The organism is Paraburkholderia xenovorans LB400 (assembly GCF_000013645.1).
In the GTDB taxonomy this organism is placed as follows: domain Bacteria; phylum Pseudomonadota; class Gammaproteobacteria; order Burkholderiales; family Burkholderiaceae; genus Paraburkholderia; species Paraburkholderia xenovorans.
On sequence record NC_007951.1, the window covers coordinates 3,759,304 to 3,784,729 of the forward strand.

Below are 25,426 nucleotides of genomic sequence, written 5' to 3' on the forward strand. Positions count from 1 at the left end.
AACCATGAAGCAACACCTCACCCAACTCGGGCTCGCGATCTGCACCGCGATGTGCGGCTTGAGCGCAATCAGCGGCAACGCCCGGGCAGCAGCCGGCGCCGGCGCGGCACCGGCGCCTGAATTTGCCGCTTCTCATGACACCGGCTCCGCCGCCGTCAAGGTGCAGATGGTGGACGACGATGTCCTCGCCGGCCAGACCGGCAAGTATGCCGGCGGCACGATGATCTCCGGCTTCGTTCTGAACATCATTTCTCAATGGCAGTTGCCCAACGGCGTGACCGCGCTCGCCCAGGGCACGCTCAACGCGGCACGGAACGCGGCCGGCCAGGTGAGCAGCAGCGTCAGCACGCTGGCAAGCGTGAGCGGCGGCGGCCCCGGCAGTCATGTCGGCGCGGCCGGCTCCGGGGCCGATCCCAATGCCCAGGCGAACGGCGGGCAGCGCATTTCGGTCAACGGGGTCTCGCAAGTCACGCAGGTAGCCGGCGACCGTAACAGCGGCATCAACTCCGCGCTCATCGATTTCAACAACAACGCCTCGTTCCTCGCGGGCGCCGCCAATGCCCCGTCAGCCGCGGCCAGCAATTCGACCGGCTCCGTCAAAGCCGGCATCTCGTTCGGCAGCAACGGCATCAGCGTCGCGCTGCAGACGCCGGCTGGACTCGCCACCCAGACCATCGCACCGGGCAACGGGCAAATCGCCCAGTTGCTGCAGATCGCGGGCAATAACCAGCAGGTCGCCAACGCATTGCAGCTGCATTTGCAGACGCAGCAGATGTCGGCCGCCATGATCCGTCAGTCAGGTGTTCTACAAGCCCTGCAAAACAGGAGATAAGCATGCGGGCCGCCACCCGCCGAGCGTAGCACCAGCAGTACCGACAGGCCGCGCACCGTCAGCAACCACGTTGCATGGGACCGGAGACGGGCGGCGCGCAGCCGGAATACCGGGGGAACACAAAATGAATAATCTTTCATCGAAAAAAGTGCCACGCATGGCACTGGCAGCCATTCCGGCCGCCGTCATGCTATTCGCACTTTCGCAAGGGGCGAGCGCGCAGGCGCTCGCCGGACAATCGGTCGAAGAACGTCTGAATACGTTGATGCGGGTCGTCGACGAACAACAGCGGCAGATTCATTCTCTCGAGCGCCAGGTGACCAATCTGGAGATGGCGCAACGCGGCCGCGGCATACCGGGCGCCGGCGCGCCGGCCGGCAGCGAAGCGGTGGCCGAACAGCCCGGCGCCGACGGCTTGCCGGTGCCGCTGCCGCCGCTCGCCCAGGTCAATCCCGGCGCCCCCGCGCCCGGCGGCAACACCGGCACGGCGACCGGCGTGCCGGTCTATCCGCCGCCGCCCGAAGGCGGCAACGCGGGCGGACTGCCGGCCGCGACCGACGGCAGCGGCGCCGTCGGCCAGACGCAGAAAGCGGCCGAACCGGTGCGCACGCAGGCCGAAGAAGCGGTGGTGCAGCGCGAACACGCGCCGCTCTTCGACCACAAGCTGACGATGGACTGGGGCATCAGCGACACCTACTACGATCGCCGCCAGTTGCAGTTGTCGGGCTTCCTCGCGCTCGACGCGATTTTCCTCGGCAACATCAACCTGGGCGAGACCAAGTCGCACCAGGTGATGGCCGATCTCGATACGCGCTACGGCCTGACCGACCGCATGAGTATCGACGTCGACGTGCCGTACATCTACCGGCATAGCAACTTCATAGTCGGCGGCGCGGGCGGCGCGGCAAGCACGTTGTCGGATGCGTCGGTGAACGGCAGCAATATCGGCGACGTCAACTTCGGGATCTACTACCAGTTCCTGAAAGAGACCAACAGTCTGCCGGACGTGGTCGGCAGTCTGCGCATCAAGGCGCCGACCGGCACCTCGCCGTTCGGCCAGAAACTGGTGCAGGTGGACGAAAACAACACCAATCTGGTCGCGCCGAGCAAGCTGCCCACCGGCACGGGTTTCTGGAACATCACGGCCGGCGTCTCGCTGCTGAAGACCTACGACCCCGTGGTGCTGTTCGGCAGCGTTTCGTACACCTACAACATCGCTCGCTCGTTTGCGGACATCTCGTCGGTGCAGGGACAAACCCAGCCGGCAACGGTCAAGCTCGGCGACATCGTGCAGTTCGGCGGCGGCGTGGCGCTCGCCTTCTCCGACAAGGACTCGGCCAGCATCTCGTACACGATGGCGCTCGAACCCGAATCGAAGACGCGCGCGCCAGGGGGCTCGTACGAAAAAGTGCCGGGCAGCGAGACCACGGCCGCGGCGCTGAATTTTGGCCTGAACCACGTCGTGAACAAACACCTCACCATCAACGGCTCGGTCTCCGTGGGCTTGACGCCCGACGCGCCGAACTTCGTGGTCGGCGTGCGCTTTCCCTACACCTTCTGACGTGTCAACGATGCGAGGTCGAACGTGCGTGAATCACCTCATCTGACCAGTATTGCTCCGGTGGCCGGAGCGGGAGCGCATCTGACGCGCGCGCTCACCAGCGAGCTGACGCCGGTGCGGACTCCGGCGCCGCTGGCGGCGACCGCCGGCGCCACGCCGCTGGCCGCGGTGGCTGGCTGCGGCGTCGAGCGCCTGCTCCTGTACGTAGCGCGCACGCCGGACGACACGCTGATCGCGCATCTGAAAAGCCGCGGCTGGCACGTCGCGGCAGCGCGCTCGGCGCATGAACTCGGGCGCCTCGCGAAACCCGACGTGGTTTGCGCGGGCATCGTCGACCTGGCGAGCTTTCCGCCGCGCGACCTGGCCGGACTCGAAGCGGGTCTGCGCCAGCAGCAGGTCGGCTGGATCGCGCTCGCCACCAGCGAGCGGCTCAACGATCCGGTGGCGCGGCGCCTCGTGCGCCACTACTGCTTCGACTTCGTGAAGATGCCGGTGGCGAACACCACGGTCGACTACCTCGTCGGCCACGCGTTCGGCATGGTGACGCTGTGCGATCCCGACGCCGCGCCGCCCGTGAGCGAGTCCGGCGACGAGGAAATGGTCGGCACCTGCGAAGCCATGCAGCAACTCTTTCGCACCATCCGCAAGGTGGCGAACACGGACGCGAGCGTGTTCATCTCGGGCGAGTCGGGCACCGGCAAGGAGCTCACCGCGCTCGCGATTCACGAGCGTTCGCCGCGCCGCAAGGCGCCATTCGTCGCGATCAACTGCGGCGCGATTCCGCATCATCTGCTGCAGTCCGAACTATTCGGTTACGAACGTGGCGCATTTACCGGCGCCAATCAGCGCAAGATCGGCCGGGTCGAATCCGCGGACGGCGGCACGCTGCTGCTCGACGAAATCGGCGACCTGCCGCTCGAAAGCCAGGCGAGCCTGTTGCGTTTCCTGCAGGAGGGCAAGATCGAGCGGCTCGGCGGACGCGAATCGATTCCCGTCGACGTGCGGATCATTTCCGCGACGCACGTCGACCTGGAAAGCGCGGTGCGCGACGGACAGTTCCGCGCCGACCTGTTTCACCGCCTTTGCGTGCTGCGTGTGGACGAACCGCCGCTGCGCGCGCGCGGCAAGGACATCGAAATTCTCGCGCATCACATCCTGCACAAGTTCAAGACCGACGGCGCGCGCAAGATTCGCGGCTTCACGCCTTCGGCGATCGAGGCGCTCTATAACTACAACTGGCCCGGCAACGTGCGCGAGCTGATCAACCGCGTGCGCCGCGCGATCGTGATGGCGGAGAACAAGCTGATTTCCGCCGACGACCTCGATCTCGCGCACTTCACCGCGCAGCAGACCATGACGCTCTCGCAGGCGCGCGAGGCCGCCGAGAAGCGCGCGATCGAAGCGGCGCTGCTGCGTCATCGCCACCGCTTGAACGAGGCGGCGGTGGATCTGAATATTTCGCGCGTCACCCTGTACCGCCTGATGGGCCACCACGGGCTGCGCGAATTGAGCGCCGCCGACGAGAAGGCGGCGTTCGCGGTGGACGCCGGCGCGCAGGAATGATGCGGTCACCCGTCGGAGACGGCGGGCGTCGCGCATAGCGGCGCAACCCGGCGCAACCTGGCGGTGCGCGGCCGCGGCGAAACGCGGGATCTGCACGGCTAGTCCGTGCATACCCCGGCACCGCTTCATGCCGCCTTCGCAGGCCGGAGCCCCGCCTCGGCGGTGCGAATTGGCGCGTCAGGTAGAATCGGTCCGGTTACGTTCCCCTTTCCATTCGATGACGACGCTCACCCTGATCGTCGCTCGCGCCAACAACGGCGTGATCGGCCGCGACAACCAGTTGCCCTGGCGACTTCCCGAAGACCTCGCGTTCTTCAAGCGCACCACTATGGGCGCGCCCATCATCATGGGCCGCAAAACGCATGAGTCGATCGGCCGGCCCTTGCCTGGACGCCGCAACATTGTCGTGACGCGCGATGCCACACGCCGCTTCCAGGGTTGCGACACGGCCGCGACGCTCCAGGAGGCGCTCAAGCTCGCCGCGCAGGATCAGGCGCCCGAAGCGTTTCTGATCGGCGGCGCGCAGTTGTATGTGGAAGGCTTGCGGCAAGCGGACAAGCTCATCATCACCGAAATTTCCGCCGACTTCGAAGGCGACGCCACGTTCCCCGAACTCGACGAAACCGAGTGGGAAGAAGTCGCGCATGAAACGCACCGCGCGGACGCGCCGAACGATTTCGACTACGCGTTCGTGACGTACAAACGCAAGGGTGCCTGAAGCAACATGCTTCACATGTAATCGCCACGCTCGAAGCAGACGGTCCCCGCCGCCCGCCTGATACGAAAAAACGCCACGCAATGACTCGCGTGGCGTTTTCGTTTCAACGGTCGAACCGGAGGCCGACCGGCACGCGGCATAACCGCTTCACTGCCCCGCGATCGTCATGCGCTCGATCAGCACCGAACCGGTTTTCTTGGTGCCGCGCGTGATCGTATCCGCGCCGATCGCGACGATGTGGTGGAACATCTCCTGCAACGTGCTCGCCACGGTGATTTCCTCGACCGGATACTGGATCTTGCCGTTCTCGACCCAAAAGCCCGACGCACCGCGCGAGTAGTCGCCCGTCACGTAGTTCACGCCCTGCCCCATCAGTTCGGTCAGCAACAGGCCCGTGCCGAGCTTGCGCAGCATCTCTTCGAAGTCGTCCTCGGGGCGCGTGTTCGAGCTCAGCAGCGACAGGTTGTGCGAGCCGCCCGCATTGCCGGTAGTCTGCATGCCGAGCTTGCGTGCCGAGTAGGTGGACAGGAAATAGCCTTCCACCACGCCGTCTTTCACCACCGAACGCTGTCTGGTGCGCACGCCTTCTTCGTCGAACGGCGCGCTGCCCATTGCGCGGGGAATATGCGGGTCTTCGACCACCTGCACGTGCGGCGCGAACACCGGCTTGCCCAGGCTGTCGACGAGGAACGTGGTCTTGCGATACAGCGCGCCGCCGCTCGTGGCTTGCACGAATGCGCCGAGCAGGCCCGCGGCGAGCGGCGCTTCGAACAGTACCGGCACCTTGCGCGTGTCCAGACCGCGCGCGCCGATGCGCGCCAGCGCGCGCTGCGCCGCGTAACGGCCCACCGCTTCCGGATTGGCCAGTTCTTCGGCGCTGCGGGTGGACGTGTACCAGTCGTCGCGCTGCATGTTGCGGCCGCTGCCCGCAATCGGCGCGCACGCAATGTAGTGGCGCGAGTACGGATAACCCGCCAGGAAGCCGCGCGAGGTGGCCAGCACGAACTGCGAGTGCTGCGCCGAGACGCTCGCGCCCTCCGAGTTTTTGATCTGCGGATCGGTCGCGAACGCGGCGTCTTCCGCGCGGCGGGCAATTTCCACCGCTTCGTCCGCGGACAGATTCCACGGGTGATAGAGATCGAGATCGCGCGGCGCCGTTTCCAGCAATTCGGCTTCGGCCAGACCCGCGCAGTCGTCTTCGGCCGTGAAGCGCGCGATGTTGTAGGCCGCCGCGACCGTGTCCTTCAAAGCCTGCGACGAAAAGTCCGAAGTGCTCGCATTGCCGCGCTTGTTGCCGATGAACACCGTCACGCCGACCATCTTGTCGCGGTTGTGTTCGATCGTCTCGACTTCGCCGCGCCGCACGGAGACGGACAGGCCGTCGCCTTCGGAGATTTCGGTCGCCGCGTCGGTGCCGCCGAGCGACTTCGCGTGACGAAGGATGTCCGAGGCGATTTCCTTCAGCTCATCCTGGGTATGCGGAAAAAAGCGCTGCTTGACGTCCATGTCTGCTGCCATTGTCGTTGCCGTCCTGTTCGGGGCCGAGCGGCCCTGTGTGTGTTCGCTGTGTTTGCTGTGTTCGCCGAATTCGCACCGGTTGAGCACATGCCTCGCGCATGCGCGCGAGCCCGTGTCGGGTGACGCATCCCGCGATCATAGCAAGGTACGCGACGCCGTACCTGGCATTCGCTGCGCCTCGCCTGAGCGCCGCGCCGCCGTCGCTTCGCGGGGCGCGACGCGTTGCGCGCGGCAGCGCGGCGGATCGGCGGGCGCGGCACGCTACAATATCGGCATGACACGCAAAACCCGCATTCAAACCATCGAATCCGCCGAGCCGGAAGTCGACGAAAACGGCTACGACCGTCCCAGCAAGTCCCAGCTCAAGCGCGAAATGCACGAGTTGCAGGAACTGGGCGCGGCGCTGATCGCGCTGCCCAAAGACGCGCTCAAGCGCATGCCCATGCCCGAAAAGCTCGACGACGCCGTGCGCGAAGCGCGCCGCATCACCGATCACGAAGGCAAGCGCCGCCAGGTGCAGTATGTGGGCCGCGTGATGCGCTCGCTGCTGGACGAAGAAACCGCCGCGCTGCGCACCGCGCTCGACACCTACAACGGCGTCAACAAGGCGGAAACGGCCAAACTTCACTGGATCGAGCGCACTCGCGAAAAGCTGCTCGCCGACGACGCCGCGCTGACCGATTTCATCCGCCAGCACCCGAACGCCGACCCGCAGCAGGGCCGCACGCTGATCCGCAACGCGCGCAAGGAAGCGCAGCAGAGCAAGCCGCCGCGCTACTTCCGCGAACTGTTCCAGTGGATCAAGAACGCGGACGGCCCGCCCGCGCAGACCGATTCCGAAGCCGACGACGCCCAGGACGACGAAGATGACGACCGCGACGCCTGAAAACTCGGGTAAGCAGACGCGTAATCACCCCGACGAAATCGTGATCGGCCTCGTGTCGATCAGCGACCGCGCCTCCACCGGCGTGTACGAGGACAAAGGCATTCCGGCGCTGCAGGAGTGGCTCGGCGCAGCGCTGAGCTCGCCGTGGCAAGTGGTCACGCGGCTGATTCAGGACGATGCGCCCACCATTTCCGCCACGCTGACCGAACTGGTCGACGAAGTCGGCTGCGATCTGGTGCTGACCACCGGCGGCACCGGCCCGTCGCGCCGCGACGTGACGCCGGAGGCGACGCTCGCGGTCGCCACGAAGGAAATGCCGGGTTTCGGCGAGCAGATGCGGCAGATCAGCCTGAATTTCGTGCCGACCGCGATCCTGTCGCGCCAGGTCGCGGTGATCCGCGAAACGGCGGAGCACGCGGCGCTGATCATCAACCTGCCGGGTCAGCCTAAGTCGATCAGGGAAACGCTGGAAGGCTTGCGCGACGCCGAAGCAGGCGGCGCAGTGAAGGTGCCGGGCATTTTCGCCGCCGTGCCGTACTGCATCGACCTGATCGGCGGGCCCTATGTGGAAACCAACGCCAACGTGGTGAAGGCGTTCCGGCCGAAGAACGCACAGCGCGCGCCCCGGCCGGCTTAAGTTTTCTTATTCCGCGGCTTTTTCCGCACCATTGGCGGCGTCCGGCGCCGACGGGATCAGGAAGTGCTCGCGGTAGTACTTCAGTTCGTCGATCGACTCGTGGATGTCGGCGAGCGCCGTGTGCATCGCGCGCTTCTGGAAGCCTTTGTAGATGGCCGGCTGCCAGCGGCGGCACAGTTCCTTGAGCGTGCTGACGTCGAGATTGCGGTAATGGAAGAAGCGCTCCAGCTCCGGCATCCAGCGCGCCATGAAGCGGCGGTCCTGGCAGATCGAGTTGCCGCACATCGGCGATTTGCCCGGCGGCACGTAGACGCTCAGGAAATCGCGGATCTGTTCGGTGGCGTCGGCCTCGCTCACCGTGGAGGCCTTCACGCGGTCGATCAGGCCCGAGCGGCCATGCGTGTTCTGATTCCACTGATCCATTCCGGCGAGCGTCTCGTCGCTCTGATGAATCGCCAGCACCGGACCTTCTACCATTCTGTCGAGCGTCGAGTTCGTCACCACCACCGCGATTTCGATGATGCGGTCGGAGTCGGGCTCGAGCCCGGTCATTTCCATGTCCAGCCAGACGAGATTCATGTCGCTGCGCACGAGCGGCGGCTGTTCGGTGGATGCGAGGATGTCAGTCATGAAGGCAACCCTGGTGGCCGGACAAACGGCTGCTCTGCAAGCCCGCCTGCCGCGGCGATTGTTCGTATGAGATTGGATTAAGCTGGTGCAAGCCGGTTTGGGCTCACCCTTCCCGCCGCGAGGCGGGAAGAAACATATAATTCTCGCATAGATACCACGGAATCCCCGGATGCCTACCCTGTACTTCACCGTTCTGTTCGTCGTCGCCGTCGTGGCGATGGTCGGCACCAAGCTGTGGCTCGCGTCGCGGCAAATCCGCTTCGTGGCCGGCCATCGCGAGCAGGTGCCGAGCCAGTTCGCCGGCACCATCGCCCTCACCGCGCACCAGCGCGCCGCCGACTACACCGTCGAGCGCACCCGCCTCACCATGATCGAGATCGTGGTCAGCGCAGCCGTGCTGATCGGCCTCACGCTGCTCGGCGGCGTGCAGGCGCTCGATCTGGCCATCTCCGACTGGCTCGGCCGCGGCTACATCGGCCAGATCGCCCTGGTGGCCGCCGTGATCGCGATCACCAGCGCGATCGATCTGCCGTTCGATTATTACCGTCAGTTCGTGGTCGAACAGCGCTTCGGCTTCAACCGCATGAGCAAGGGCATTTTCTTCGTCGACCGGCTCAAGGGCGTGCTGCTCGGCGCCGCGTTCGGCCTGCCGCTGCTGTTCGTCGTGCTGTGGCTGATGAACCAGGCGGGCAGCCTGTGGTGGCTGTGGACGTGGATCGTCTGGGTTGCGTTCCAGATGCTCGTGCTGGTGCTGTATCCGTCGTTTATCGCGCCGCTGTTCAACAAGTTCGAGCCGCTCAAGGACGAAGCGCTGAAAAGCCGCATCGAGGCGCTGATGCAGCGCTGCGGTTTCGCCGCCAAGGGTCTCTTCGTGATGGACGGCAGCCGCCGTTCGGCGCACGGCAACGCCTACTTCACCGGCTTCGGCGCGGCCAAGCGGATCGTGTTCTTCGACACGCTGCTCGCGCGCCTGTCGGGCAGCGAGATCGAGGCCGTGCTCGCGCACGAACTCGGCCACTTCAAGCGCCGTCACGTGATCAAGCGCATGCTCGTCACCTTCGCGATCAGTCTCGTGATGCTCGCCCTGCTCGGCTGGCTCATGCAGTGCGTGTGGTTCTACGAAGGGCTGGGCGTGCGGCCGTCGCTGATCGGCGGCAATAGCGGCCTCGCGCTGGTGCTGTTCTTCCTCGCGCTGCCGGTGTTCCTGTTCTTCGTGACGCCGCTTGGCAGCCTCAGTTCGCGCAAGCACGAGTTCGAAGCCGACGCGTTCGCCGCGACCCAGACCGACGCGCAAGACCTCGTCAACGCGCTCGTCAAGCTGTACGAGGACAATGCGTCGACCCTGACGCCCGATCCGCTCTACACCGCGTTCTACTACTCGCATCCGCCGGCGTCGCAGCGGATCGACCGCCTGCTGCGGCACGCATGAGCGGCCGCTCCCCGAAAGCACCGCGCGCGCCGTCCAGCACGCGTGCAGGCGGCCTCGTCGTGGCCGCGCATGGCCGCCACTATCTGGTCGCACCGGATGACGGCGGCGCCATGCTTCAATGTTTCCCGCGCGGCAAGCGCAGCGAGGTGGCGGTCGGCGATCATGTGATTTACGAGCTGGCTTCGGCGGATCAGGGCGTGATCGTCGAAATCGGCGAACGGCGCAACCTGCTGTACCGCTCGGATCAGTACAAGTCGAAGCTGTTCGCCGCCAACCTCGATCAACTGCTGATCGTGCTCGCCACCGAACCGCATTTCAGCGAGGACCTGCTCGGGCGCGCGCTCGTCGCGGCGGAAGCGAATGGGCTGAAGCCGTTGATCGTGCTGAACAAGACCGACGTGACCGACGAGCTCGAAGGCGCGCGCAAGCGGCTGGAGCCGTATCGCGCGCTGGGTTATACGGTCGTGGAAGTGTCCATCAGGACGCAGCCCGAGGCCGCGCGCGCCGCGCTGATCGAACGTCTGCATGGTCATTCGACGCTGCTGCTCGGCCAGTCGGGCATGGGCAAATCGACACTCGTCAATCTGCTGATTCCCGATGCCGAAGTCGCCACGCGCGAAATCTCGACGGCGCTCAATAGCGGGCGCCATACCACGACTTTCACGCGTCTCTATCCGCTGCCCGACAGTGCGGACGGCACAGGCGGCTCGTTGATCGACTCGCCGGGCTTCCAGGAATTCGGCCTGCATCACCTGACCGAAGGCCGGCTCGAGCGGGCGTTTCCCGAGTTCCGGCCATTGCTGCCGAACTGCCGGTTCTACAACTGCCATCACCTGCACGAACCGGGCTGCGCGATCCTCGAAGCCGTCGCGGATGGCCGCATCCGCCGCGAACGGCATGCGCTGTATGCGCAACTCGTGCACGAAGCCAGCCAGATCGTGCGCTGACATGAGACTGATGCGCGCGCCGAATCTGATTATCGGGCAGCACTGGGTCAATGTGCTGGCAACCGCGGGCATTGCTTGCGAGCTGCACAACCGTTATCTGAACGGCGCGCTCGGCGATATCCCGGCGGACCAGTGTTCGCCGGAGCTTTGGCTCGTTGACGAACGCGATGAGGCAATGGCACGAAAGCTGATCGATGCGGCCTCGCATGGGCCCGCGGCGGGAACGCCCGGCTGGCTGTGCCGGCAGTGTGGCGAGACGCTCGAAGCGCAGTTTACGGTGTGCTGGAAGTGCGGGACGGCGCGGGATCCACGGGACGGGTGAAGCGGATTTTGCTGATCGGGCGTGGCTCGCCGGGCCGGTGACCGCAGCGGGTTAAGAGCCAGCTGTCATCGTGTTGAGGGCGCTTCGGACTTGGTGCTGATTGACATTCCTTTTCCCGTGCGAGATCGGTGCCAACTTATTTCAGGACAGGTGGTAAGCACAAAAAAGCCGGACGTTGTCCGGTCAGACTGCTGACCAACCCCACGTTTTTCGGAGCGTGGGGTTTTGTTTTTCAGGCCAGGCAGACCGTGCGAGGGGTCTCCCCAGATCGGACGAAGCGGGCCAGAAACGCGCTGGCGAGCCTGTGCAGGACGCCAGGACGGGAGCCAGGCACGCGCAAACACGCCTTCAGGCGTGCCACCAGCAGGGCGATCTTCTTGATGTTCTGCGCGGCCGCGCCCAGCAGGCACTGCTCGGCCACCTTGCGCAGGCCACGCATGCGCGCATAGCGATGCCCGTGCAACTGTTTGGCATCCGCAAAGCTGCGCTCCACCGTTTCCTTGCGCCGCTTGTAGATCGCCTTGCCCCAGCCGGTCAGGCGACGCGCATCGACCCGCTCTTTTGCGCGCTCCCAGACGTGCCGGATGACCACCTTCACGTGGTTGGCGCTCGTCGTGCATTTCTCGCGCACCGGGCAGCCACCGCATTGCGACGGATCGGACCTGAACTCCTGGTAGCCCGCGCGGTTCGTTGTGCTGTAGCGCAGCACCTGTCCCTGCGGACAGGTGTATTCCTCGCGATACCGGCTGTATCTGAAGTCGCGTTTGTAGAAGAATCCGGGTTTGTGATTCGGCGTGCGGTAGCCCATCACGCCATCGATGCCGCGATCCTCCAGCCCCTGACAGATTGCTGGCGTGAAGTAGCCCGCGTCCAGCCCCACGGCCTGCACATGGAAACCGAAGCGCCTGCGCTGCCGGTCCAGACGCGCCAGATAAGGCTGGCTGTCGTGCACCGAGGCCGGCGTCACGTGGGTGTCGGTGATGATCGGGTAGCGCGCGTCGACCGTGCGGTGATCCAGATAGAAGAAGCCCGTGGGCTTGTCGTCGCGCACCATGTAGCCGCTCTCAGGGTCGGTGCGGCTGACCTTCGTTTCCTTGCCTTCGCCTGTCCCCGACGAACCCGGCGTGTCGTCGTCGTTCTTTCCCTTGTCGTTGGCCTGCGGCCCGTCGCGCCTGAGCGGCTTTTTATCGTGCGCGGCACGATCGGCATCGACCGCGGCATCCAGCGCGGCCAGATAGGCCGAGGGCGTCTGCTCAAGCTGTACCAGATCGAACTTGCGTTTGTTCGCATTGGCCTTCAGGTGCGTGCTATCGGTGTAGAGCACGCGCCCCTCGACCATGCCGCGCCCGATCGCCTGCTGCACGATCGCGTCGAAGATCTCCTGGTAGACCGTCGTGTCGGTGAAACGCCGGCGCCGGTTCTGCGAGAACGTCGAGGCATCGGGCACCCGGTCAGTCAGCCGCAAGCGCGCGAACCACCGGTAAGCGACATTGACCTGCACCTCGCGCATGAGTTGGCGCTCGCTGCGCACCCCGAACAGGTAGCCGACGAACAGCAGTTTGAACATCACCACCGGGTCCAGCGCGGGCCGCCCGTTGTCCGCGCAGTACAGGTGCGCCACCTTCTCGCGGATGAACTCGAAATCCACCGCCGCGTCGATCTTGCGCAGCAGGTGGTCCTTCGGCACGAGTTCCTCGAGCGTGACCATCTCGAGTTCGTGCTGCATGGGTGTCGGTTTCTTGAGCATGAGGCTCATTAAACGACAAAGCCCGGCGCTTGGCCAGGCTTTGGGGTACTTTGTCAGCAGTCTGAACCGGACGTTGTCCGGTTTCTTGTGCTGTCCGGGACTCGCCGGCAACTTCAAGCGAGCCACACCGCGATTGTCAGCATCAGCAGCAGAATCATCCACAGCACCACCGCGCGCCACACCAGACCCACGGCCGATTGCAGCGTGCGCGGCGTGCAGTCGTCGCCGACCTGCATCGGGCCGCCGTCGCCGGTAGCAAGCGCGTCGAGGCTGGACGGCTCAGCCAGCGGCCCGCTCAGGCGTGCGCCCAGCGCACCGCTGCCCGCGGCCAGCAACACGCCGTCGTTCGCATCCGGCCACTGGCGCGCATGATTGCGCCACGCATAAATCGCGTCCTCGAAATTACCGACGATCGCAAAGCCCAGCGACGTCAGCCGCGCCGGCACCCAGTCGATCACGAAGAAGGCCCGCTGCGCGAAGCTCGAAAACGCGACCGTGCGATCGTCGACCGGCCGCGCCCATGCACGCGCCAGATATTCGGCAATCCGATACAGCACAGCGCCCGCGGGGCCAACCGGAATCAGAAACCAGAAGAACACGCCGAACACGTGCCGATGCGAAGCGACTACCGCATGAATCAGCGTATGGCGCACGATCTCGCTGACGGGCATGTCGACGGTATCGAGCCCGGTCCACTCGTTCAGGATTTCACGCGCATGCGGCACGTCGTCGTTGTTCAACGCGAGGTGGATGTCCGTGAAGTAATGGCTGAACTGGCGAAAGCCGAGTGTGAAGTACAGCACCGCGACGTTCCACAGGAACGCCAGCGCAAAGTGAATGTGATAGAGCACGTAGTAGACGAGCGCGACAGCCAGCGTCCAGGGCACCACCACCACGAGCCAGGCAAGCAGGCCATGCTTCGGCTTGCCGGCATCGAACCCATGCGCCGCCGACTCCGCATGGTATTGAAGCAGCGCTGACACCGGATTGTTCGGCGACAGCGCACGCACCTGTTCAATGATCAGAGCCAGCAATACAGAGAAAAAAGTCATGCGATGCGCCGTGCTTTTCGAGTTTTACGATTGTTTTATAACGATAGCACAGGGTCGGATGCGACTGAGCGCAGACGTTGACAAACACCCAACAACTGCACAGTTCCGTGCGGCTTACGCCGCAAGAAAACGATAGAAGTTGCGCAACATCGCAGCCGTCGCGCCCCAGATGAAGTAGTGCCCGCCGAGTTCGCTCCCGCTCTGCCCGGCTTCTGCCGACGTGCCGCGCGGATACGGCATGGCGAAAAAACGCCGCTCGCCGCCCTCGTAGCGGAACACGCGTTCCTCGTGATGGGCGGGGTTCATCAGAAAGGCGAGCGGCACTTCGAAGACTTCGGCCACTTCGAGCGCGTCCGCTTTCACGGTGAACGGCGGATGCACTAAGCCGATAACCGGCGTCACGCGAAAGCCGGTGCCGGTCAGATAGTCGGGCAATGCGCCGAGAATTTCCACACGCGATGGCGCGAGACCGACCTCCTCCTGTGCTTCGCGCAACGCAGTCGCGGTGGCGTCGGCATCGAAGGGTTCGTGACGGCCGCCCGGGAAGCTCACCTGCCCTGCGTGATCGTTCAGATGGTCGGCGCGCTGGGTCAGCAGCACGGTCAGACCGCGCTCGCGAATCACCAGCGGCACCAGCACTGCCGCGACTCGCGGATCGGCGTGGGTGTCGCGCCAGGGCGCTTCGACGAAAGGCTCGGGGGTCCAGGCAAGAGGTTGCTCGAAGCGTGCGCGCAGACCGTCAGGCGTGAGACGGTCGCCGGCCACTGGCGGCAGATCGGCGCCCGTCGCTTCGACAGGCAGAGTTTCAGGCTCAAAGACGGGGCGGATCAACGGGTCTCTCGAATGAGCGGATAGGGGACGTGCCGCTATTTTGACCTGGCAAACAAAAAAGCACCCGCGAGGGGTGCTTTTTCTTACAGCATTTACGCCTGGGAAGCAGCGCGGCCTTTCGAGACCAGCTTTTCCTTGATCCGGGCCGACTTGCCCGAACGGTCGCGCAGGTAATACAGCTTCGCACGACGCACGTCACCACGACGCTTGACGACGATGCTTGCCAGCAGCGGCGAGTAAGTCTGGAACGTACGCTCGACGCCTTCGCCCGACGAAATCTTGCGGACGATGAACGACGAATTCAGACCACGGTTACGCTTGGCGATCACGACGCCTTCGTAAGCCTGAACACGCTTACGCGTACCTTCAACCACGTTCACGCTGACGATCACCGTATCGCCGGGGGCGAATTCGGGGATGGTCTTCTCGCCGAGGGCGCGCGCGATTTCTTCCTGCTCGAGTTTTGCAATCAGATTCATCACTGACTCCTAAGTCCATCTTGTCGGCGTTCGTACCTGCCTCGCAGAAAATGCTCGGCTACGGCCCCGATAGAGGATGGGTTCACATCTGGCGCCGTGCACGCATGCGCGGCGCCGCCTATGTCCGCTCGAAAGACCTGAGGCTTTACGCCTTCGACTCTTCCTTCGCGAGACTCGCGAGCCATGCCTCGTCGGCACGGCTCAACATCTTGTTCTTTCTGGCCTTCACGATCAGATCGGGCCGTTTGTTCAACGTGTTGCGCAAGGCTTCACGCCGACGCCACGTTTCGATCTCCGCATGATGGCCGCCGAGCAGCACATCTGGAACACGCACGCCGTTGTATTCCTCGGGGCGCGTGTAATGCGGACAATCCAGCAGCACGTCGACAAAACTGTCCTGCACCGCAGACTGCGAGTCGTTGAGCACACCGGGCAACTGACGCACCACGGCATCCATCAACGCCATAGCCGGCAATTCGCCGCCTGACAGCACGAAGTCGCCAAGGCTGACTTCTTCGTCGACGACACGGTCGAGCAAACGCTGGTCGATCGCTTCATAGCGCCCGCACAACAGGATCAGGCCAGGCTCGGCAGCAAACCGCATGACACGGTCGTGATTCAGCGTGACACCTTGCGGCGACATCATCACGACGCGCGGGGCGCCAATGCCCTGCTCCGCCTGCGCCGCTTTCGCCGCGCCGATCGCGTCTTCCAGCGGCCTCGCCAGCATCACCATGCCGGGGCCGCCGCCGTACGGGCGATCGTCGATTGTGCGGTAGTTGTCGGTCGTGAAATCGCGCGGATTCCACGTACGCAAACTGTAGCGCTCCTGCTTCGCCGCACGGCTGGTGATACCCCAGTCGGTCAGCGCACGAAACATGTCAGGAAAGAGCGTGACGACATCGAACTGCATCGCTCTCTCCATTCAGCGAATTATTTAGTAATCAGCTTCCCAGTCGACGGTGATCTGCTTCGCCGCCTGGTCCACTGTTTTGACAAAGACGCCGACGAACGGGATCAAACGCTCACCGGTGACCGGCTTGCCGCTTTTGTCGGTAGCCGGATATTCGATACGCAACACCGAGTGCGCACCGTTGTCGATCATGTCTGCAACCTTGCCGAGACTGACTCCGGCAACGTTCACCACGTCCAGGCCGAGCAGGTCGACCCAGTAGAATTCGTCGGCTCCGAGAGCCGGAAACTCGCTGCGGCTGATATAGACGCGGGAGCCGCGCAGTGCCAGCGCCACATCGCGGTCAGTGACGCCGCCCAGATGGGCCACCACACTGTCGCTATGCGTTTTCGCCTGCAACGACGGCGCCGATTTGCGCTCCTGGCCTTTGAGCAGCCACCAGCGCTTCGCGCTCAGCAAAGCGTCGCCGCCGTGGCCGGCATCCGCATGAGCGGCTACCTTGACCCAGCCTTTGAGGCCGTAAGCGTCGACGATTGCGCCGACCTCGACCGCATCGACCGGCCAGCTTTCTGCCGTTTCCATGCGCATTTCTGTTGCACCGGAACCGGCGTTTGCCGCATTGGCTTTCGCCTTGCCTTCGGTTTTTTCGACCGGCTTGCGGACGAAGGCACCGAACGGCGCCTGACCAGACGTCTTTGCGCGCGGGGCCGCAGCTTTTGCCTTCACGGGACCTGAACTACCGGAATCACGCTCGGACATAAGAGAACCTCGCTGCCAGCTTCGACGCCTGCTTCAGCAAAACAACTCGCGCATCGGATTGCTCGCCGGGCCGCTTACGCAAACCGTACGAGCCGCCGGCCGAACCGACGACGATACGCAGGCTGGCTACCATCAAGCAGCCGGCTGCGCCTTTGCAGCTTCCTTCACGAGACGCTCGACGGTCGGCGACAGTTGTGCGCCAACGCCTTGCCAGTACGTGAGGCGGTCCTGAGCGATACGGAGGGATTCGCCCTTCGTAGCGACCGGGTTGTAGAAGCCAACGCGCTCGATGAAGCGGCCGTCACGACGGTTACGCGAATCGGTTGCGACGATGTTGTAGAACGGGCGCTTCTTGGAGCCGCCACGAGCCAAGCGGATGATGACCATACTAGAATCCTTGAAAACCGGGGTTCGGAACGACTGAAACACGCGATTATAGCGGGAAACCGACGCCATAACAAACACTTACCGGGATAAACTGAGCGGCGGGGCCGCGCCAACCATCACACCGGCGCCCCCGCACCACGCCGAAACGCCCGAATTACCTGACGGAGCGCCCTTGAAACTCCTGCCGCCAATTGTGCTCTTGCGCGCTTTTTTTAACGCCGCCACGCGGCTTGGCGACCCGGCGCGCGCTTTGCGAAGTCGGGGCCTGCGCGCCGGCGCGGCCGTATTGCTCGCCGCGACCACCCTGCCGGCGCTCGCTGCACTGCCGGTGGAGCGGATCAAACTGCCACCGGGCTTCCATATCGAGGTGTTGTCGGACGTCGTGCCGAGCGCGCGAGCGATGGCGCTTTCGCCGAAGGGCATTCTTTATATAGGCAGCCTCGACGGCCATGTCTATGCGCTCGAATTGCAAAACGGGCACGTGAGCGCTCGCCACGTGATCGCTTCCGGACTGGAGACGCCGGCCGGCGTGGCATGGCGCGACGGTGCGCTCTATGTATCGGCAGTGTCGAAAATTCTTCGCTTCGACGCAATCGACACCCACCTGAACGATCCGCCCAAGCCTGCCGTCGTGATCGACACGCTGCCCACGGAGACGCACCACGGCTGGAAATTCATCGCTTTTGGGCCGGACGGCAAGCTGTACGTGCCGCAAGGCGCGCCTTGCAACGTATGCCTGAAAGACCGCAACCGCTTCGGTCTGATCGGCCGCATGGACCCGGGCGGCAGTCACTACGCGGTCGTGGCGCGCGGCATCCGCAATTCGGTTGGCTTTGCGTGGCACCCGGTGACGCACGAACTGTGGTTCACGGACAACGGCCGCGACCTGCTGGGCGACGACGTGCCGGACGACAAACTCAACCGCGCGCCGCGTGCCGGAATGGATTTCGGCTTTCCGTATTGCCACGGCGGCGACACGCCAGATCCGGAATTCGGCAAGGATCATCCGTGCAGCGCGTTTACGCCGCCCGCGGTCAAACTCGGTGCGCACGTCGCGGCGCTCGGCATGCGCTTTTACAGCGGTTCGATGTTTCCGGCCGCTTACCGGAACACGATTTTCATCGCAGAGCACGGTTCGTGGAATCGCAGCAAGAAAGTCGGCTATCGCGTCGTGCATGTAATCACGGATCCGGATGGCAACAACGCCCGCCAGGAAGTCTTCGCCGAAGGCTGGCTGCAGCCCGGCGAGTCCGAGTGGGGCCGTCCCGCCGACGTGTTGCCGCTGCCTGACGGCTCGCTCCTGATCAGCGACGACTACGCCGGCGCTGTCTATCGCGTCACTTATTCGGCGCCGTAGCGGCTCCTGAGCAATATTCGACGGCCGGGCGCGCGGAAAACCCGCAAGCCCTACCGGCCACCCGAGCCGCCAACGCTACTTCAGTCCGGCGCTTCCTGACACTCCCACGCCGCAGGCCACGTGCCCCATCGCCTGCTGGGGGCGTAGAATGCGCGTCGGTCCGCGCGAGCCGCGCGCCGCTCCTTTCGATCGTCTGCCACTCTGCTCTCGCCTACATGTCCACCCTTGCTTCGACTTCCCCGCGCTTCAGATCCAAGACGATGACCGCCGCGCTGGCGTTCTTCTTCGGCTGCCTTGGCGCTCACCGCTTCTATCTGTACGGCACGCGCGACATCTATGGCTGGGCCCACGTGATCGGCATGCTGATCGGCATTCCGGGCGCCATGCTGGTGGTGGCTAGCGACCGGGCTTCCATGCTCGGCTGGATGCTGGCGCTTCCCGGTGCGGTGTCGCTGCTCGCCGCGTTTCTCGCCGCGATCGTCTACGGGCTGCGTCCGGATGAAAAGTGGGATGCGCAGTTCAACGCGCAAACCCAGCGTAAAAGCCGTTCCGGCTGGACAGTTATTTTCGTCGTGATTTTTTCGCTGCTGATCGGCGCCTTCCTGCTGATGACAGGACTCGCGATTTCCTTCCAGACCTACTTCGAAGGCCAGGTGCAGGCAGCCAAAGCACTCTCGCAGTGATCCGCCGCACACCGCGCTAAAAAAGATCCAGTTGAGAGTCGTTGCGCGCCGGTTGGCCGGCACGCGGCGGCTCAATCCGGCGAAAGTGCGACATATCGAGAATGCCGCGGTCGCGCCGGTTCAGGCCCAGGCGGCGCACCGCCTTGTGGAATCGCTGCTTGAGCAGATCCGCCCACAAGCCCTCCCCCTTCATGCGTGTGGAAAACGACGAGTCGTAGTCTTTCCCGCCCCGCATGTCCCGCACCCGCCCCATGACCCGTTCGGCGCGATCCGGAAAATACGCCGCCAGCCAGTCCTTGAATAGCGGCGCGACTTCCCACGGCAGACGCAGCACGATATAGCTCGCATTGCTTGCCCCGGCCTCCGCACAGGCCTCCAGCACGCGCTCCATGTCAGGTTCGGTGACGAACGGAATCACCGGCGCGATGCTGACGCCGACCGGAATGCCGGCCTCGCTCAACGTGCGAATGGTGCGCAGCCGCCGCGACGGTGTGGCCGCGCGCGGTTCGAGCGTGCGGGCGATCCCGGCGTCCAGCGTAGTGATGGTAATGGCCGCCATGAATTGCCCGCGCGCCGCCATAGGCGCCAGCAGATCGAGATCGCGTTCGATCAGCGAAGACTTGGTGATCGCCGCAAACGGATGATGCCGCTCGCTGAGCACTTCGATTACACGGCGCGTGAGTTGCAAGTCGCGCTCGGCGGGCTGCCAGGCGTCTGTATTCACACCGAGCGCAATGGGCTCCGGCACGTAGGACTTTTTCGACAGCTCCCGCTCGAGCAACTCCGGCGCGTTGACCTTGGCATAGATCCGGCTTTCGAAGTCGAGCCCTGGCGAGAGCCCCAGATAACTGTGCGTGGGCCGAGCAAAACAATAGATGCAGCCGTGCTCGCAACCGCGATACGGATTCAGCGACACACCGAAAGGAATATCCGGCGACGCATTGCGCGTGAGAATAGTTTTGGCGCGTTCCTCGAAGACCTGCGTGCGCAAGACCTTCGGCTCGTCATCATCTTCCGCCAGCGACAGCCAGCCGTCGTCAATTGCTTCGCGCTGGTCGACTTCGTAGCGACCTTGCAGGTTCGTCACCGCACCGCGCCCCTTGCGAGGCGCGGGCGGCGCGATCGGAAATTCGTTGACGGGTTGGGAGTCGGAGTCGGTCACGGGCGAAGCTCGCAGAACATAAACGGCGCAAAATACCTGTATAAATATACAGTGTTTACGCTGTTTGTCGAGCCCCGTTCCGGCCTGCCCTACCGCTTAATCCCCGACCGCAATCGTCAGCGTTTCCTTGATCTCCTCCATCACCACGTAGCTTTTCGACTGCACCGCGCCGGGCAACTGCAGCAGGATATCGCCCAGCAGCTTCCGGTAATCGGCCATTTCGCCGATGCGCGCCTTGATCAGATAGTCGAAGTCACCCGAGACGAGATGACACTCCAGCACCTCCGGAATCTTCTGCACCTCGCGGCGGAACTGATCGAACATGTTGCCGCTCTTGTGGTCCAGCGTGATCTCGACGAACACCAGCAGCGCCGCGCCCAGCTCCGCCGGGTTCACGCGCGCGTGGTAGCCGGTTATCACGCCGTCGCGCTCCATGCGCTTGACGCGCTCGATGCACGGCGTGACCGACAGTCCGACCTGTTCGGCCAGGTCTTTCATGGCCATCCGGCCATCCTGCTGCAAGAGGCGCAGGATCTTGTGATCGAGTTTGTCTAGAGCCCGGACCGGTTGGCGCTGTGTACGCATGATGTTTTTGCTGAAAATCTTGAAAATACAATAACAAAACCCACCTGACTGTTAATAGTATAGCGGTTAACACTGGGCGACCCGCGTTACACCTCGTTAATCGAACGAATTCCAACGACTCGACGAGCGCACCGCCCTCAGACCTCATCTGAATATCCTGGAGCATTTATGCGAGTCGTCGTTTTGGGCAGTGGCGTCGTCGGGGTGACGAGTGCGTATTACCTGGCGCGCGCCGGTCACGAAGTGACGGTTATCGATCGCGAGGCCGGCCCGGCGCTCGAAACCAGTTTCGCCAATGCCGGCCAGATCTCGCCGGGCTACGCATCGCCGTGGGCCGCGCCGGGTGTGCCGCTGAAGGCCGTCAAGTGGATGTTCCAGAAACACGCGCCGCTGGCCATCCGCCTCGACGGAACGCAATTCCAGTTGCAATGGATGTGGCAGATGCTGCAAAACTGCACGTCGTCGCGCTATGCGGTGAACAAAGGCCGCATGGTCCGCCTCGCCGAATACAGCCGCGACTGCCTGCAGGCGCTGCGCGCTGAAACCGGCATCCAGTACGAAGGCCGCACGGGCGGCACGCTGCAGGTGTTCCGCACGCAGCAGCAATTCGAAGGCGCCGCGAAAGACATCGCCGTGCTGCGGGAAGCCAGTGTGCCGTACGAACTGCTGTCGCCGGCTGAACTGGCGCAGGCGGAACCGGCGCTCGCCGCCGTGTCGCACAAGCTGACCGGCGGTCTGCGCCTGCCGGGCGATGAAACCGGCGACTGCCAGATGTTCACCACGCGCCTCGCCGCGCTGGCCGAACAACTGGGCGTCAAATTCCGCTACAACACGCCGATCGACGCACTCGCAATGGCCGGCGACCGCATCGCCGGCGTGAAGTGCGGCGAAGAACTCGTGCGCGCCGATTCGTTCGTCGTCGCGCTCGGTTCGTACTCCACCCAATTCCTGTCTGGCCTCGTAAAGATCCCGGTGTATCCGCTCAAGGGTTATTCGATCACGGCGCCAATCGTCAACGAAGCATCGGCACCAGTGTCTACCGTGCTCGACGAAACCTACAAGATCGCGATCACGCGTTTCGACGACCGGATTCGCGTGGGCGGCATGGCCGAGATTGTCGGCTTCGACAAATCGCTGCGCGAGGCGCGCCGTGAAACGCTGGAACTGTGCGTGAACGATCTGTTCCCGGGCGGCGGCGACACGTCGAAGGCCACGTTCTGGTCCGGTCTGCGCCCCATGACGCCGGACGGCACGCCGATCGTCGGCCGCACGCCGGTGGCCAACCTGTTCCTGAACACGGGCCACGGCACGCTGGGCTGGACGATGTCGTGCGGCTCGGGCCAACTGCTCGCCGACGTGATGTCGGGCAAGCAGCCGGCCATCAAGGCGGACGACCTGTCGGTGCATCGCTATCTCGGTGAGACGCGCGGTGCGCATCGCCCGGCTTATGCCGCCTGAGGTGGTTCAACGTCGCTTCGCGAGCGGCTGAACTGGTGTGATGTCTCGCAGACCAGTGCGGTGAAAACAAACGACGCCTTGCGAGACGCCGTTTGCTTTTTCAAGCGGAATTAGAAGCAGCGTCAGAACTGATCTTCAGACAGCGCCAGCACGCTCTCGCCACCCTTCGCACTGACAATCGACGCTTCGAGCGCCGACGCCAGCGGCAGCACATGCTCGGCATAGAACTGCGCGGTCGCGATCTTGGCGCCGTAGAACGAAGGGTCTTCGTCACGCTTCTCTGCCGCCACGAGCAGCGCACGCGCCATCTGCCAGCCGCCGAGCACGATGCCGGCAAGCTTCAGATACGGCACGCTGCCGGCGAACACCGCATTCGGATCGCTCTTCGTATTCGCAACCACGAACTCGACCACCGCGCTCAACGAGCGATGACCCTGTGCGAGATACTTCTTCATCGACGCGAACGCCGGACCTTGCTGCGCGCCGAGCGCTTCAACCGTTTCAGCCACCCCGGCGAGCAGCGACTTCGCCACCTTGCCGCCGTCGCGCACCGTCTTGCGGCCGATCAGGTCGTTGGCCTGAATTGCGGTCGTGCCTTCGTAGATAGGCAGAATGCGCGCGTCGCGGTAGTACTGCGCGGCGCCCGTTTCCTCGATGAAGCCCATGCCGCCATGCACCTGCACGCCGAGGCTCGTCACATCGATCGACAGTTCCGTGCTCCAGCCCTTCACGATCGGCACGAGGTATTCATAGATCGCCTGGTGTTGGGCGCGCGTGGCTTCGTCCGCGTGACGGTGCGCGATATCGCAATGAGCCGCGGCCACATAAGCGAGCGCGCGCGATGCTTCGGTGAGACCACGCATGGTCGCGAGCATACGGCGCACATCGGGGTGCTGAATGATCGCGACCGGCTGTTTCGCGGAGCCATCCACGGGACGGCTTTGCACGCGGTCTTTCGCGTATGCCACCGCCTTCTGGTACGCACGATCCGACACGCCGATGCCTTGCATGCCCACCGCAAACCGCGCCGCGTTCATCATGATGAACATGTACTCGAGACCGCGATTCTCTTCGCCGATCAGATGACCGGTCGCGCCGCCGTGGTCGCCGAACTGCAGCACCGCGGTCGGGCTCGCCTTGATGCCGAGCTTGTGTTCGATCGACACGCAGTGCACGTCGTTGCGCTCGCCGAGCGAACCGTCTTCGTTGACGAGAAACTTCGGCACGATGAACAGCGAAATGCCCTTCACGCCTTCGGGTGCGTTCGGCGTGCGCGCCAGCACGAGATGGGCGATGTTCTTCGCCATGTCGTGCTCGCCCCACGTGATGAAAATTTTCGTGCCGAACAGTTTGAACGAGCCGTCGCCCTGCGGCTCGGCGCGCGTGCGCACCAGCGCGAGATCGGAGCCGGCCTGCGGCTCGGTCAGGTTCATCGTGCCGGTCCATTCGCCGGAAATCAGCCTGGGCACATAGGTCTGCTTCTGCTCCTCGCTGCCAGCGGTGAGGAGCGCCTCGATCGCGCCGTCGGTGAGCAGCGGGCACAGCGCGAACGACAGGTTCGACGCGTTGAGCATCTCGATACAGGCTGTGGCAATCAGCTTGGGCAGACCCTGGCCTTCGTAGTGGACCGGATGCTGCACGCCTTGCCAGCCGCCTTCGCCGAACTGGCGAAACGCTTCCCTGAAGCCAGGCGTTGCGGTGACCACGCCGTCTTTCCAGCTACTCGGATTGCGATCGCCTTCGACATTCAGCGGCGCCAGCACTTCGCTGCACAGTTTCGCCGACTCTTCGAGCACGGCCTGCGCGGTGTCGAGGTTCGCATCTTCGAAGCCCGGCAGCGTCGCGATGTGTTCGAGACCGGCCAGTTCTTTCATCACGAACAGCATGTCCTTGATGGGTGCCGTATAGCTCATTTCCGTCTCCTCCCGCCGTTGATATAAAAAAAGGACGCTGGACTTGATCGGTCCCGCGCCCTTCCTGTACTGCAAGACGCCTTTTTTAAGGCGTTACGGCGCTTAACCGAGCTCGCTAACGAGTTCGGGCACGACCGTGAACAGATCGCCCACCAGACCGTAATCGGCGACGCTGAAAATCGGCGCTTCCGGGTCCTTGTTGATCGCGACGATCACTTTGCTGTCTTTCATACCAGCCAGATGCTGGATCGCGCCGGAGATGCCGACCGCCACATACAGTTGCGGCGCGACGATCTTGCCGGTTTGGCCGACCTGATAGTCGTTCGGCACGAAGCCCGCATCGACTGCGGCACGCGATGCGCCCAGCGCTGCGTTCAGCTTGTCGGCCAGCGGTTCGAGCACCTTGGTGTAGTTCTCGCCGTTGCCCAGACCCCGGCCACCCGAGACGATGATCTTCGCCGACGTCAGTTCCGGACGGTCCAGCTTCGTCACTTCACGGCTGACGAACTGCGAGATACCGCTGTCCGCTGCCGCTTCGATCTTCTCCACCGAGGCGCTGCCGCCTTCGGCCGCGACTGCGTCGAAACCGGTCGAGCGCACCGTGATGACCTTGATCGGGTCAGCCGATTGCACTGTCGCGATTGCGTTGCCGGCGTAGATCGGGCGCTCGAACGTATCGGCGCTATCCACTGCCGTGATGTCGCTGATCTGCGCAACATCGAGCTTTGCGGCGATGCGCGGTGCGATGTTCTTGCCGTATGCCGTCGCTGGCGCGAGGATGTGCGTGTAGTTCTTCGCCGGGTCTTTCACAATCGTCAGCACCGTCGCTTCGACGTTTTCTGCCAGGCCCGCTTCGAGTTGCGGTGCGTCGGCCAGCAGCACTTTGGTCACGCCTGCAATCTTCGCTGCCGCATCCGCAGCAGCTTGTGCGTTATGACCGGCCACCAGCACGTGAATATCACCACCAATCTTCTGTGCCGCTGCGATCGTGTTCAGCGTCGCGGCCTTGATCGACGTGTTGTCGTGTTCTGCTATTACCAGATTCGTCATTTGCTCT

The 25,426-nt window shown here is 64.0% G+C and carries 25 protein-coding genes; 12 read left to right on the top strand and 13 right to left on the bottom strand.

Going from position 1 to position 25,426, the window contains the following annotated elements:
* Positions 1-4: 4 nt before the first annotated feature.
* From BXE_RS16840 to BXE_RS16855, 4 genes are all read left to right on the top strand, one after another.
* Entirely contained in the window at positions 5-832 is an 828-nt protein-coding gene (locus BXE_RS16840) for a hypothetical protein (RefSeq protein WP_011489442.1), read from the top strand.
* A 124-nt stretch (positions 833-956) separates the two neighbouring features.
* On the top strand, positions 957-2,393 hold the full coding sequence (locus BXE_RS16845; RefSeq protein WP_038457481.1) for a hypothetical protein: 1,437 nt from the start codon (positions 957-959) through the stop codon (positions 2,391-2,393).
* A gap of 132 nt (positions 2,394-2,525) precedes the next feature.
* A complete protein-coding gene (locus tag BXE_RS16850; RefSeq protein WP_407668622.1) occupies positions 2,526-3,956 on the top strand; it encodes a sigma-54 dependent transcriptional regulator in 1,431 nt (476 codons plus the stop codon).
* Positions 3,957-4,173: 217 nt separating this feature from the next.
* Positions 4,174-4,674 (top strand): dihydrofolate reductase, encoded by a 501-nt coding sequence (locus BXE_RS16855; RefSeq protein ID WP_011489445.1) that lies wholly within the window; start codon positions 4,174-4,176, stop codon positions 4,672-4,674.
* Between the two features lie 147 nt (positions 4,675-4,821).
* On the opposite strand, the gene pmbA is transcribed toward BXE_RS16855, so the two are convergent.
* Positions 4,822-6,192 (bottom strand): metalloprotease PmbA, encoded by a 1,371-nt coding sequence (gene pmbA, locus BXE_RS16860; protein ID WP_011489446.1) that lies wholly within the window; start codon positions 6,190-6,192, stop codon positions 4,822-4,824.
* A gap of 274 nt (positions 6,193-6,466) precedes the next feature.
* Between pmbA and yjgA the strand changes: the two genes are divergently transcribed.
* Entirely contained in the window at positions 6,467-7,078 is a 612-nt protein-coding gene (gene yjgA, locus BXE_RS16865; RefSeq protein WP_011489447.1) for a ribosome biogenesis factor YjgA, read from the top strand.
* A complete protein-coding gene (gene mog / locus BXE_RS16870) occupies positions 7,059-7,715 on the top strand; it encodes a molybdopterin adenylyltransferase (RefSeq protein ID WP_011489448.1) in 657 nt (218 codons plus the stop codon). The genes yjgA and mog overlap by 20 nt, the downstream gene beginning before the upstream one ends.
* A gap of 6 nt (positions 7,716-7,721) precedes the next feature.
* Here the strand turns inward: mog and orn are convergent, their stop codons facing one another.
* The gene (gene orn / locus BXE_RS16875; RefSeq protein ID WP_011489449.1) at positions 7,722-8,345 is read right to left on the bottom strand and encodes an oligoribonuclease; all 624 of its coding nucleotides are present in this window, start codon (positions 8,343-8,345) and stop codon (positions 7,722-7,724) included.
* A 169-nt stretch (positions 8,346-8,514) separates the two neighbouring features.
* Between orn and BXE_RS16880 the strand changes: the two genes are divergently transcribed.
* The 3 genes from BXE_RS16880 to BXE_RS16890 are packed head-to-tail and all read left to right on the top strand — an operon-like array spanning position 8,515 to position 11,043.
* Complete coding sequence (locus BXE_RS16880; protein WP_011489450.1) at positions 8,515-9,774, top strand: M48 family metallopeptidase; 1,260 nt, start codon at positions 8,515-8,517, stop codon at positions 9,772-9,774.
* Entirely contained in the window at positions 9,771-10,721 is a 951-nt protein-coding gene (gene rsgA / locus BXE_RS16885; protein ID WP_011489451.1) for a ribosome small subunit-dependent GTPase A, read from the top strand. Before BXE_RS16880 ends, rsgA begins: the two co-directional genes overlap by 4 nt.
* A gap of 1 nt (position 10,722) precedes the next feature.
* The gene (locus BXE_RS16890; RefSeq protein ID WP_011489452.1) at positions 10,723-11,043 is read left to right on the top strand and encodes a putative signal transducing protein; all 321 of its coding nucleotides are present in this window, start codon (positions 10,723-10,725) and stop codon (positions 11,041-11,043) included.
* Between the two features lie 232 nt (positions 11,044-11,275).
* Here the strand turns inward: BXE_RS16890 and BXE_RS16895 are convergent, their stop codons facing one another.
* The 7 genes from BXE_RS16895 to rpsP all read right to left on the bottom strand — a co-directional run bounded on the left by BXE_RS16895 (position 11,276) and on the right by rpsP (position 17,211).
* The gene (locus BXE_RS16895) at positions 11,276-12,790 is read right to left on the bottom strand and encodes an IS1182-like element ISBfun3 family transposase (RefSeq protein ID WP_011489453.1); all 1,515 of its coding nucleotides are present in this window, start codon (positions 12,788-12,790) and stop codon (positions 11,276-11,278) included.
* Positions 12,791-12,903: 113 nt separating this feature from the next.
* Positions 12,904-13,842, bottom strand: a complete 939-nt coding sequence (locus BXE_RS16900) for a CobD/CbiB family protein (protein ID WP_011489454.1) — start codon at positions 13,840-13,842, stop codon at positions 12,904-12,906.
* Between the two features lie 114 nt (positions 13,843-13,956).
* Complete coding sequence (locus BXE_RS16905) at positions 13,957-14,673, bottom strand: CoA pyrophosphatase (protein WP_011489455.1); 717 nt, start codon at positions 14,671-14,673, stop codon at positions 13,957-13,959.
* 92 nt (positions 14,674-14,765) lie between these two features.
* A complete protein-coding gene (rplS, locus tag BXE_RS16910; protein ID WP_011489456.1) occupies positions 14,766-15,152 on the bottom strand; it encodes a 50S ribosomal protein L19 in 387 nt (128 codons plus the stop codon).
* Positions 15,153-15,297: 145 nt separating this feature from the next.
* Positions 15,298-16,065 (bottom strand): tRNA (guanosine(37)-N1)-methyltransferase TrmD, encoded by a 768-nt coding sequence (gene trmD / locus BXE_RS16915; protein WP_011489457.1) that lies wholly within the window; start codon positions 16,063-16,065, stop codon positions 15,298-15,300.
* Positions 16,066-16,089: 24 nt separating this feature from the next.
* Positions 16,090-16,824: a ribosome maturation factor RimM gene (gene rimM / locus BXE_RS16920; protein WP_011489458.1), complete on the bottom strand. Its 735-nt coding sequence runs from the start codon at positions 16,822-16,824 to the stop codon at positions 16,090-16,092.
* Between the two features lie 132 nt (positions 16,825-16,956).
* Complete coding sequence (gene rpsP / locus BXE_RS16925) at positions 16,957-17,211, bottom strand: 30S ribosomal protein S16 (protein ID WP_007180912.1); 255 nt, start codon at positions 17,209-17,211, stop codon at positions 16,957-16,959.
* Between the two features lie 172 nt (positions 17,212-17,383).
* Between rpsP and BXE_RS16930 the strand changes: the two genes are divergently transcribed.
* A complete protein-coding gene (locus tag BXE_RS16930) occupies positions 17,384-18,568 on the top strand; it encodes a PQQ-dependent sugar dehydrogenase (protein WP_011489459.1) in 1,185 nt (394 codons plus the stop codon).
* A 215-nt stretch (positions 18,569-18,783) separates the two neighbouring features.
* Positions 18,784-19,251, top strand: coding sequence for an NINE protein (locus BXE_RS16935; protein WP_011489460.1), 468 nt, complete (start codon positions 18,784-18,786; stop codon positions 19,249-19,251).
* Positions 19,252-19,267: 16 nt separating this feature from the next.
* Here BXE_RS16935 and BXE_RS16940 read toward each other — a convergent pair whose 3' ends face one another.
* Together BXE_RS16940 and BXE_RS16945 are read right to left on the bottom strand one after the other, a co-directional pair.
* A complete protein-coding gene (locus BXE_RS16940) occupies positions 19,268-20,413 on the bottom strand; it encodes a PA0069 family radical SAM protein (RefSeq protein ID WP_011489461.1) in 1,146 nt (381 codons plus the stop codon).
* Between the two features lie 96 nt (positions 20,414-20,509).
* A complete protein-coding gene (locus tag BXE_RS16945; RefSeq protein WP_007180908.1) occupies positions 20,510-20,998 on the bottom strand; it encodes an Lrp/AsnC ligand binding domain-containing protein in 489 nt (162 codons plus the stop codon).
* 168 nt (positions 20,999-21,166) lie between these two features.
* Here BXE_RS16945 and BXE_RS16950 point away from each other — a divergent pair, with 168 nt between their 5' ends.
* Entirely contained in the window at positions 21,167-22,456 is a 1,290-nt protein-coding gene (locus BXE_RS16950; RefSeq protein WP_011489462.1) for a D-amino acid dehydrogenase, read from the top strand.
* A 122-nt stretch (positions 22,457-22,578) separates the two neighbouring features.
* Here the strand turns inward: BXE_RS16950 and BXE_RS16955 are convergent, their stop codons facing one another.
* Together BXE_RS16955 and BXE_RS16960 are read right to left on the bottom strand one after the other, a co-directional pair.
* Positions 22,579-24,369 carry an acyl-CoA dehydrogenase gene (locus tag BXE_RS16955; RefSeq protein WP_011489463.1) on the bottom strand — a complete coding sequence of 597 codons (1,791 nt, stop codon included), beginning with the start codon at positions 24,367-24,369 and terminating at the stop codon, positions 22,579-22,581.
* A 102-nt stretch (positions 24,370-24,471) separates the two neighbouring features.
* The gene (locus tag BXE_RS16960; protein WP_011489464.1) at positions 24,472-25,419 is read right to left on the bottom strand and encodes an electron transfer flavoprotein subunit alpha/FixB family protein; all 948 of its coding nucleotides are present in this window, start codon (positions 25,417-25,419) and stop codon (positions 24,472-24,474) included.
* Positions 25,420-25,426 lie beyond the last annotated feature (7 nt).